Origin of the sequence: Novosphingobium sp. (genome assembly GCF_031417815.1) — a bacterium.
Lineage (GTDB): Bacteria > Pseudomonadota > Alphaproteobacteria > Sphingomonadales > Sphingomonadaceae > Novosphingobium.
The window spans coordinates 107,390-116,805 of the sequence record NZ_JANOWI010000023.1; the positions used below are offsets into that span (position 1 = coordinate 107,390).

Annotated in this window: 9 protein-coding genes; 5 read left to right on the forward strand and 4 right to left on the reverse strand. The window is 62.1% G+C overall.

Translation table 11 applies throughout. The features are described 5' to 3' along the window. Positions 1–37: 37 nt before the first annotated feature. Both RMN99_RS06450 and rlmN read right to left on the reverse strand, forming a co-directional pair. Entirely contained in the window at positions 38–391 is a 354-nt protein-coding gene (locus RMN99_RS06450) for a glycine zipper 2TM domain-containing protein (RefSeq protein WP_309622476.1), read from the reverse strand. A 154-nt stretch (positions 392–545) separates the two neighbouring features. Beyond that, complete coding sequence (rlmN, locus tag RMN99_RS06455) at positions 546–1,808, reverse strand: 23S rRNA (adenine(2503)-C(2))-methyltransferase RlmN (protein WP_309622477.1); 1,263 nt, start codon at positions 1,806–1,808, stop codon at positions 546–548. Between the two features lie 124 nt (positions 1,809–1,932). On the opposite strand from rlmN, the gene RMN99_RS06460 reads away from it, so the two are divergent. After that, positions 1,933–2,466, forward strand: coding sequence for an outer membrane beta-barrel protein (locus RMN99_RS06460; protein WP_309622478.1), 534 nt, complete (start codon positions 1,933–1,935; stop codon positions 2,464–2,466). Here RMN99_RS06460 and RMN99_RS06465 read toward each other — a convergent pair. Both RMN99_RS06465 and RMN99_RS06470 read right to left on the reverse strand, forming a co-directional pair. Beyond that, complete coding sequence (locus RMN99_RS06465; protein ID WP_309622479.1) at positions 2,463–2,957, reverse strand: hypothetical protein; 495 nt, start codon at positions 2,955–2,957, stop codon at positions 2,463–2,465. The two genes, RMN99_RS06460 and RMN99_RS06465, sit on opposite strands and share 4 nt — an antisense overlap. Beyond that, positions 2,954–4,303, reverse strand: a complete 1,350-nt coding sequence (locus RMN99_RS06470) for a peptide MFS transporter (RefSeq protein WP_309622480.1) — start codon at positions 4,301–4,303, stop codon at positions 2,954–2,956. The genes RMN99_RS06465 and RMN99_RS06470 overlap by 4 nt, the downstream gene beginning before the upstream one ends. Before the next feature lie 165 nt (positions 4,304–4,468). Between RMN99_RS06470 and RMN99_RS06475 the strand changes: the two genes are divergently transcribed. The 4 genes from RMN99_RS06475 to RMN99_RS06490 all read left to right on the forward strand — a co-directional run bounded on the left by RMN99_RS06475 (position 4,469) and on the right by RMN99_RS06490 (position 9,201). After that, positions 4,469–6,493: a GMC family oxidoreductase gene (locus tag RMN99_RS06475; protein ID WP_309622481.1), complete on the forward strand. Its 2,025-nt coding sequence runs from the start codon at positions 4,469–4,471 to the stop codon at positions 6,491–6,493. Positions 6,494–6,936: 443 nt separating this feature from the next. Further along, complete coding sequence (locus RMN99_RS06480) at positions 6,937–7,305, forward strand: hypothetical protein (RefSeq protein WP_309622482.1); 369 nt, start codon at positions 6,937–6,939, stop codon at positions 7,303–7,305. 158 nt (positions 7,306–7,463) lie between these two features. Further along, positions 7,464–8,153: a transposase gene (locus tag RMN99_RS06485; protein WP_309622483.1), complete on the forward strand. Its 690-nt coding sequence runs from the start codon at positions 7,464–7,466 to the stop codon at positions 8,151–8,153. 253 nt (positions 8,154–8,406) lie between these two features. After that, positions 8,407–9,201 carry a hypothetical protein gene (locus RMN99_RS06490; RefSeq protein WP_309622484.1) on the forward strand — a complete coding sequence of 265 codons (795 nt, stop codon included), beginning with the start codon at positions 8,407–8,409 and terminating at the stop codon, positions 9,199–9,201. Positions 9,202–9,416 lie beyond the last annotated feature (215 nt).

The following is a 9,416-nucleotide window of genomic DNA, read 5'->3' on the forward strand; positions in this document are numbered from 1 at the left end:
GATGGCCCGCCGGGTCAAGGTTTAGCGGCCCGGATGCCTAACGGCAGCGCGTGCGGCCCTTGACCAGCTCGTTGCCGATCAGCGCGCCGGCCGCAGCGCCCAGCACGGTGCCGGTGACGCGTTCGCCGCGGGTATCGACTGCGCGGCCCAGCAGCGCACCCAGCGCCGCACCGGCCAGCAGGCCAATCGTACCGTCGCCGCGCTTGCAGTAATACCGGCCATCATCGCCGCGCCAGTAACGCACACCGTTATCGCTGGTGCGGTAATCATGGCGATCGCGGTCATGGTGGCGGCGACCGTGCGCCGGGGCCCATGGCGGCGGATCGCCGAATGCCGGGACCGCAGTGATCGCGGTGACTGCGGCCATGGTGGCTACCATTATCTTTTTCATGGCTTGGTCCTTTGCTTTTGAATGCCTGTGTGGGGGCACCGTGAGGACTCAACCCCAACCGCAGATGAACGTTGCGGTGAAGCGCGCCGAGGCACGATGAGACGAGCCGGTGAGGCGATGGGCTGTGCTGACAAGGCGACGGGTCAACGGGCGTTCAGCCCAGCGCGGCCTGTTTTTCGTCGGCCAGCCGGTCCAGTTCGGCGCGGCTCAGCCTCTGCGCGGAGGTCTTGAGCTGGCCGCAGGCGGCATCGATATCGCGCCCGCGCGGGGTGCGTACCGGGGCGCTGATCCCGGCTTCGAAGACGATATCGGAAAAGCGCCGGATCCGTTCCGGCGTCGAGCATTCATAGATCGCCCCGGGCCAGGGGTTGAACGGGATCAGGTTGACCTTGGCCGGCAGCTTGTAATGCTTGATCAGCCGCACCAGTTCGCGGGCATCGGCGTCGCTGTCGTTCTTGTCCTTCAGCATCACGTATTCGAACGTGATGCGGCGCGCATTGCTGGCCCCGGGATAGTCGGCGCAGGCCTGCAGCAGTTCCTCGATCCCGTACTTGCGGTTGATCGGCACGATCTCGTCGCGCACCGCCTTGTTGGTGGCGTGGAGCGAGACCGCCAGATTGACCCCGATCTCCGCCCCGGCGCGCGCCATCATCGGTACCACGCCACTGGTCGAAAGCGTGATCCGGCGGCGCGACAGGCCCAGCCCGTCGCCGTCCATCACCAGCTTCAAGGCATCGCGGACGTGTTCGAAATTATACAGCGGTTCGCCCATCCCCATCATCACGATGTTGGTCAGCAGGCGGCCATCGGCGGAATAACCGCCATCATCATCGACCAGATCATCGCCCAGCAGCGCCAGATCGGCTTGCCCGGCGCGCGGCCATTCGCCCAGCGCATCGCGCGCCAGCATCACCTGGCCAACGATCTCGCCCGGAGTCAGATTGCGCACCAGCCGCATCGTCCCGGTGTGGCAGAACCGGCAGTTGAGCGTGCAGCCAACCTGGCTGGAGACGCACAGCGTGCCGCGCGCTTCATCGGGGATGAAGACCATTTCGAATTCGTGCCCGTCTGCGGTTTTGAGCAGCCACTTGCGCGTGCCGTCGCTGGAATGCTGCGAAAGGACAATCTCGGGCCGGCCGATCACGAAGCGTTCGGTAAGCCACGGCCGCATGGTCTTGGCGATATCGGTCATTGCCGCAAACTCGGTTACGCCGCGGTGGTAGAGCCAGTGGAACACCTGCTTGGCGCGCAGCTTGGCGGCCTTGGGATCAAGCCCGGCTTCGGCGAACAGCCCCGCGATCTGGTTCTTGGGTAGCCCGATCAGATCGACACGGCCATCGCTGCGCGGGGTAATGTCGCGCGCGACGGGGACGGGATCGATCTGTCCCGGGATCGGCATGAGTGCAGTATCGGCCATAGCCCGCGCCTATAGGGAAAGCGGACCTTCATCGCCAGCACTGAGTAAAAAGTTGCAGCAGGCGTAACCTTTCAGCCGATTGCTGCGAACCTTCAAGACAGTACACACTGGGGGGTCTTGCGTGATGAAGTGCCAAACTACTGCAGCAACGTTTGCGTTTGCCTTGTTGGCGGCGCTCGCCAGTCCGGCTGAGGCGCAGGCCGTGCAATTGCACGGCGCGGCGATTGGCGGGTTGGAACGCACCGATAGCGCTCCGGGTTCGGGTGCTGAAGACGGGTTCTATTATGGCGTGCAGGTCGGGGCGGAGTGGGATTTGGGCACAATAAGAGCCGGGGTCGAACTGGAACTTGGTGATTCCACGGCGCGCGCTACCAATGGCGGCAACACTGCCAATCAGTCGCTGTTCGGCAATGCTGCCGTTCGCGTTGCGCTGCCGGTCAGTGGCGGAGCACGGGTTTTTGCGCGCGGCGGATATGCTTATCACAAGATTGACTATGCCGTTGGTCCGGCCTTTGAAGGGCATGGCTATGTGGTGGGCGGCGGTGCCGAGATCGATCTGGGACCCGATCTGTTTGTGCGCGGGGAATACCGCTTTTCAGACTATGGCCAATCGGTCCGCGGACAGCATTTTGTCGGAGGGCTTGGGATCCGGTTCTAGCGGATTCGCGCACAGGCGACTGCGGCACCGTCCATTGCTGTGGCCGCGCCATCGAGGGTCCAGGTGTTGGAGAAGCCCTGGCCGTTCGCGCCGCGCGCGCTGACGGTCATTTCGCTGGCGCTGCGCATCGCCGCCATGATCGCTGCATCGCCGCGCTTGTCGATCGCCCAGGCATCGGCGCTGCCGCCGGTCAGCGCGATCCTTTGCCCGCCGATCGAAAGCTGGATCGGCGCATTTGGCTGCAACTTGCGCGACAGGCGGAAGTGAACCTGGCCCCGCACTTGCGCACGCGGCCACCAGGCGACATCGGCATAGGGCTGGAAATCGCGGCTCTTGGTTGAAGGCCGCGCCATGGCGATGGCATAGCAGCGCGCGGTGTCGGCATCGCGGAACACGCCCCAGCTGCCGAACATGCCCAGTGCCTCGCGCGCCAGCGCCGGACTGGCGGCCAAGGCCAACAGGGCTAGCGCAAGGCGGGCATAGCGGTTCACGCCGGATCGGGTTCCAGCGCCCGCGACAGCGGGCGGTTGAGCGCAAACAGGATTGCTGCGCCAACAAGGCCAATGCTGGCGTCCATGGACCAGAACGCGGCCGGGCTCATCTGGTCGTAATAGCTGCCAACATAGCCCGCCAGTGTGTGCGCCACGAACGGGCAGAGGAACGTCGCGCCAACCATCGTGGAATTGATTTTGGCCGGCGCAGTGCGGCTGACCAGCGCCAGCGCGGTGGGCCAGTAATACATCCAGCCAAGGCCCATCCCCAGGAACGCGATCAGCGCCAGCGCCAGCGAAGCCGAATGCGGCGCGGGCGAGAGGTAGCTGGCCCCGGCCATCACCAGCGCGAAGACGCTGGTCAGCAAGGTGCCGATAGCGATCTTGCCCACCGAAGTCGGCTCGCGCCGCTTGCGCGCCTGCGCAGCCCACAGCAGCAGCAGCAGCGGCGCGGCGATGATCGATCCGGTCGAATCGACCGAGCCGAACCAGGCCGCCGGGACCGATCCCAGCGCCACCTGCTGATCGGCCCAGACCAGCCCGATCGACCAGACCATCGGATAGGTAATCTCGGCCGGGATGATCAGCAGAATTACCGCCACCAGCGTCCAGACCTGGCGGCGTTCGCCCGGCGTGAGCGGAACATGCGCGACTTGCTTGATCTGCTGCGGCGGCACTTCGGGCAAATGCTTCTGCCCGGCCAGATAGACGAACAGCGCCACCAGCATCAGCGCCGCGGCAATCGCAAACCCGGCATGCCAGCCATAGGCCGCCGCCAAAGCGCCGGTGACCAGCGGCCCGGCGGCCGCGCCGATGTTGATCCCGGTCGAAAAGATCGCAAAGCCGCGGTCGCGCAGCGAATGCGCCTCGCGCGGATAAAGCGCGCCGACCTGGGCGGAGATATTGCCCTTGAGGCAGCCCGAACCCAGGATCAGCAACAGCAGCGCCAGCAGGAAGGTGGCATCGAAGGTCATCGCCAGATGGCCGGCGCTCATCAGGCAGGCACCCAGCACCACGGTGCGCTTTTTGCCGAGCACCCGGTCAGCCAGCCAGCCGCCCAGGATCGGGGTGAAATAAACGAGGCCCGAATACCACCCATAGACGATCGCGGCGAAGGCCAGATCGGTCATCGGCGCGCGGAATTCGAACAACGAACGCAGCGCCGAAAGGCCCATCACCTTGGCCGCATGTTCAGGCAACAGCAGCTGCTTGACCATGTACAGCGTCAGCAGCGCGGTCATCCCGTAATAGGAAAACCGCTCCCACATCTCGGTAAACGCCAGATAGGCGAGCCCGCGCGGGTGGCCATCCAGCATGCCGGTGCGCGGCTGCGCCTCAGTAGTCATTGTCTGGCTTCCCCCGTTTTGCGCTTGTCGGCAGTGCTAGTCGAAACGCTGGCATTGGCAAGACGCCGCAATCCCGCAAAGCACTTGGCAGCGGGCGCGGCGGCCGATAGACCCCTGAAAAACGGGCGCGAAATTCAGCACATACTCCAAGGGGGGAGAAGGCCGTTGAAGCTTCCGTTTGACCGTGTCCAGTTGCGTTTCCTCAAAGCCCTGGCCGAAGCCCTGTTCGATGATTTCGAAGAGCTGGCGATATCGGTCGATCAAGTGGTCGACAATGTCCACCAGTTCTTTGCTCTGGTCGGCGGGACCAAGGCCAAGGAAATCGGCGCATCGCTGCGGCTGGCCGAACTGGCGATGGCGCCGTTCTTTACCGATCTGTCGGTCGAGGCCCGCAAGGAGCGCATCAAAAACCGGATGCAGAACACCCAGTTCGATGCCTTTCAGGACATGGCAAAGCTGCGTTCGATCCTCTATTTCGGCTATTACGGGCACTGGATCGATCCGATCGGCAGCACCAACCTCGATGGCGGGCAAAGCGCCAACAAGGATAATCCGGTGCTGAGGCAGATCGGCTTCACGCTGCCCAAATTCCGCACCCGCGGGCCGGGCGAGGTTCCGCTTGAGCGGGTCAATGGCCGCGAGATTGCGCGCGAACATGTGGTGCCGGTCGATCTGGTGGCGCAGGACATCGACGTGATCGTGGTCGGATCGGGATCGGGCGGGGCGGTATCGGCGCACAATCTGGCCAAGCGCGGCTACAAGGTCCTGGTGATCGAAGCGGGGCCGTTCCACCCATCGCAGGACATCACCCACGAAGAGCGCGCGATGGTCCCGGCGCTGTTCAAGCACGGCGCGCTGCAATCGACCCGCGACAACGATTTCATTGTCTTCCAGGGCCGCAATGTCGGCGGATCGCCGACCATCAACAACGGCATCTGCCTGCGCATGAAGGGTGACCGGCTGAGCCACCCCGATGCGGCCGATGTCTTCGCCAAGTGGGCCGAAATCGGCGCGCCGATCGATGAAGCGCGCTTCATGGCCAGCTATGATGCGCTGGCCACCGATCTTGGCCTCGCCCCCGCCGAACCGCGCTCGGGCAAGACCAATGGCACTCACCTGATCCGCGGCTGGGACACATTCGCGGCGGGAACCGACGATCCGTGGTTCAAGGCGGCCAAGGCCGGCGGCTGGGTCAACAAGAACTTCGGCCCGCCCGGTACGCCATCGGCCTGCGCCTATTGCGGCTATTGCAACACCGGGTGCCCCTATGGCCGCAAGATGGGGATGGGGCAGACCTATCTGCCGTGGGCCTGCAACAACCATGGCACGCGGATCCTGGCCGAGACCAAGGTCGAGAAGATCCTGTGGTCCAGGGGAACCGGGGCCAAGCGCCGCGCCACCGGGGTGCTGGTGGTCGATAACGACGGGACTCCGCACGTGATCCAGGCGCGCAAGGGCGTGGTCGTGGCGGCCGGGACGATCGCCTCTTCGCTGCTGCTCGAACGCAGCGGGATTGGCGGCACCGGCCACCAGATCTCGCTCAACGTCGCCTCGCCGATCATCGCGCTGATGCCCGAAGGGCGGACGCCCGCGTGGGACGAGGACCAGATGACCAGCGTGGTCGATTGCGGGCAGTTCCTGCTCGAAAGCCACTTCCAGCCGCCCTTGTCGATGAGCTCGATGATGCCCGGCTGGTTTGGCGAGATGGACAAGCGGATGCGCGCCTATAACCGGATCTGTTCGGCCGGGATCCTGTTCCCCGCCGATCGCCGCGGCAATCTGGTCGGCGGCAAGCTGGATGTGAAACTGACGCTGGATGACATCCACATGATCCGCCGCGCCGCGGCCACGCTGGTGCGGGTGCATTTCGCGGCAGGCGCGCTTGAAGTCTACCCGGCGCTGATGAAAGGCCAGACGCTGACCCCGGCGATGGATATCGACGCGTTTTACCGCGATGCGGTGAAGGAAGCGGATGATATCACTCTGTCCAGCTCGCACCCGCAGGGCGGCAATCCGATGCACGAGGACCCGAGCGAGGGCGTGGTCGATCTGCAGTGCCGGCTGCACGGCGCGGACAACGTGCTGGTCACCGATGCCAGCGTCTTCCCCAGCTGCATCCGGGTCAACGCGCAATACACCACCATGGCGATGGCGCATTATGCGACGGGGTATGGGGATGTGTTTGCCTAAGTCATTTTGCGCCTCTGTTAGAGTCTCATCTCAAAACCCCCTTCCCCCGCGGGGAAGGGTTGGGGATGGGGGAGCGCGCCGAAGTCGCGCGGCTGCGCTGGCGTGGTACCCCCACCCCAACCCCTCCCACATCGGCGACGGGCCAAGTGGTTCAATGTAAGATGAGAACTCTATAGTTCCAGCATCTTGCCATCGAGAAATGGGTATTGTGTCCCCGGAATTTTCGTAGTGTCCCCGATTTCCCACGGCAGACATTAGAATCCGCTTGTTGGGTCGGGACCCTAAGTGAATGATATTTTCCAGGAGAGTTTTTTTTGCGCGCAAAATAGAACCCCTGCAACCGTTCATTTTGCTTGAGTTTTTCTTCACCCGGTAACGCTTTACGGCTGCCACCGGATGGTGGTATAGTCTGTGAGCGAATGTTCAGCCAAGAGGAGGCTTCGATGCCCGGCTATGCGCGATTTGTAGCCCTTCGAGAATCAGATGCGGCAACAACTCTGCCGACAAACGCTGGTCAAAATGAAACTACTTTTGAAGGGTTTCAGGCACCCGGTATCAATCCTCGGGCCCCGGCAGTCCTAATGTTCAGGCTTAACCCACGCGGCACAGAAAGTGTTACGTTGCGGGTTCGCCTAGCTAGCAGCAACGTCGTGTTGATGGAGACCACTTTCACGACAGACGCCGCCCGGTCTTGGCATGAAATCATCCCTGCGGGCGCTCTCGCTGCGGATGGGAATCAAATGATCGTCAGCGTGACAGGACCTGGCAGTATTCAGGTCTCGGATTTCGTCTTTTTGTACGACGCCAGCTAAAGGAAATTACGGTGCAAATTACGTAATTACGCCGTCAAATTACCAATTACGGTAACCAATTACGCAATTACGGTGACAGCAATTACGGTGACACAATTAAATTACGGTGACAGTGCACCTAATTGACACACCGCCGGCGCTGTGAGAGCTTGCGCATCATGGCTCGGCTTGCTCGCTTTGTCCTCTCTGGCATCCCGCACCATGTGACCCAGCGCGGGAACGGGCGGCAGCAGACGTTTTTCTGCGATGCAGATTATGCGGCCTATCGCGACCTGCTCAAAACGCATTGCGCCGCCAACGGGGTGGCGGTGTGGAGCTGGGTGCTGATGCCCAATCACGTGCACCTGATCTTAGTGCCCGAACATGGCGTTGCCCTGCGCGCGGCGTTGTCGAAGGTCCACCGTGCCTATGCTGGCCGAATCCACTCTCGCGAGAAGCGCACCGGCCACTTCTGGCAAGGGCGGTTCGGCTGTGTCGCGATGGACGAGCCCCATCTGCTGGCGGCGCTGCGCTATGTGGCGCTCAACCCGGTCCGGGCGCGGCTGTCAGCCAGGGCGCAGGATTGGCGCTGGTCGAGCGTGCATGCTTGCCTCGATCCGCAGCGCAGCGATGGCCTGACCGAGACCGCCCCGGTGCTGGAACGGGTGCCAGACTTTGCCGCTTTGCTGCGATCCAGTGAGGACGAGGCGCGTTCAACCCAGCTCCGCAAGGCTGAGAGCACCGGTCGGCCCTTGGGCGATAGCGCCTTCCTGGAGCGCGTGGCAGCCCTCTTGGGCCGCGACCCGAAACCGGGCAAACGTGGCCCCAGAGCGGGTGAGAAGGGTGAAATAAGTGCACTGTCACCGTAATTCTGTCACCGTAATTCAAGGTTACAATGCCGGGCTTGGATTAGCGCCACGAACAATCAGCCCGAACCTGCGACCTGATGTGCTTGGTCGCTATTTTGACGGACGGGTAGCCCGCATTGAAGTCCAATCGGCGACTGATTTTAGAGATACGCTAATTCTTCGAAATGAAGCACTTAATCCGCAGATAGTTCAACAAGGCTTCATACCGTTGAAGCCGCGTGTTGTTTTGCCGCGTGGCCAGTAGGTGAGAGAAATGACCCAAGCAACCTGCATCGGCTTTAGCCGACACACGCCAAACATGCCGACGCCTGCGGATATGATGTGCGTCTACAAGACGCTTGAATCGATGATGTGCAGATTGGGTGCCGCCCCAAATTGGTTCTCCGCTTGGGATGGTGTCGGTCGAGGCGGCTACAAGAAAATTGGTGGAGCCTTTCACAAGAAGGTGCTTGAGCGCGAGATGCGGGGGTATCAAGGCTTGGGATTGGCCACCGCTCCTGTCGATAGCAAAGCTCCCGGGTACGATAGCTTTGTCACAGCTGGTTTCACTTTAATGCCTGGGATCGGCATGATCGATGTTACGTTTGTTGCCCACGAACCTTATCTGCAATGCGGCAGCGCGACTTGTGACGATATTGTCGCTGAACTCGCCCAGCTTTGGCAATGGGACTATGGCTTCGGCTTTGAGCGGGATGCAGCGACTGCACCTGGAGTCTATCTCAGCGGTGCAGGTTCGAATTTACACAGCGCCGAAGATGAGCGCCGCACCGACCTCTGGTATGAAACCTTGCACGACTTCTACAAAGGCATCGAGCCGCCACGCCGCCTTGTAATGATCCGCGACATCTTCCCCTACAACATGGTTGGCCCGGAGCATCTGGCGCATCGTTTGCCCGATGGCCGCAGCTTGCGGGAGTTCATCGAGGCCGATGCGGATAGCGAGCTTCGCCCGTTGGCGGATAACCTCTGGCTATGGAAAGTGAACGCAGATCGCACCGAGGCCATGCGCGACATGTTGCGCGGAACGGGCATCATCATCGTGGAATGATGCACCGCCAAACCTCCTTGAATGACCCTCCTTTGCCCCCTCTTCCCGCTTCACTGATCGATGGTCGAAGGCCGAGAATTACGGTGACAGTGCACTAAATTGACCAAATTACAGTGGACCAAATTACAGTGCCAGTTTGCTAAATGCACTTAATTCAATGCCCGCTTTCCTACACCTCCCGCGCTGTGTCAAACTACCCGTCCGCTCCTTCTCAT

Excerpts from the sequence above, each read along its gene's own strand:
- RMN99_RS06450 (WP_309622476.1), bottom strand. The coding sequence starts at position 391 with ATGAAAAAGATAATGGTAGCCACCATGGCCGCAGTCACCGCGATCACT.
- rlmN (WP_309622477.1), bottom strand. The coding sequence starts at position 1,808 with ATGGCCGATACTGCACTCATGCCGATCCCGGGACAGATCGATCCCGTC.
- RMN99_RS06460 (WP_309622478.1), top strand. The coding sequence starts at position 1,933 with ATGAAGTGCCAAACTACTGCAGCAACGTTTGCGTTTGCCTTGTTGGCG.
- RMN99_RS06470 (WP_309622480.1), bottom strand. The coding sequence starts at position 4,303 with ATGACTACTGAGGCGCAGCCGCGCACCGGCATGCTGGATGGCCACCCG.
- RMN99_RS06480 (WP_309622482.1), top strand. The coding sequence starts at position 6,937 with ATGCCCGGCTATGCGCGATTTGTAGCCCTTCGAGAATCAGATGCGGCA.
- RMN99_RS06485 (WP_309622483.1), top strand. The coding sequence starts at position 7,464 with ATGGCTCGGCTTGCTCGCTTTGTCCTCTCTGGCATCCCGCACCATGTG.
- RMN99_RS06490 (WP_309622484.1), top strand. The coding sequence starts at position 8,407 with ATGACCCAAGCAACCTGCATCGGCTTTAGCCGACACACGCCAAACATG.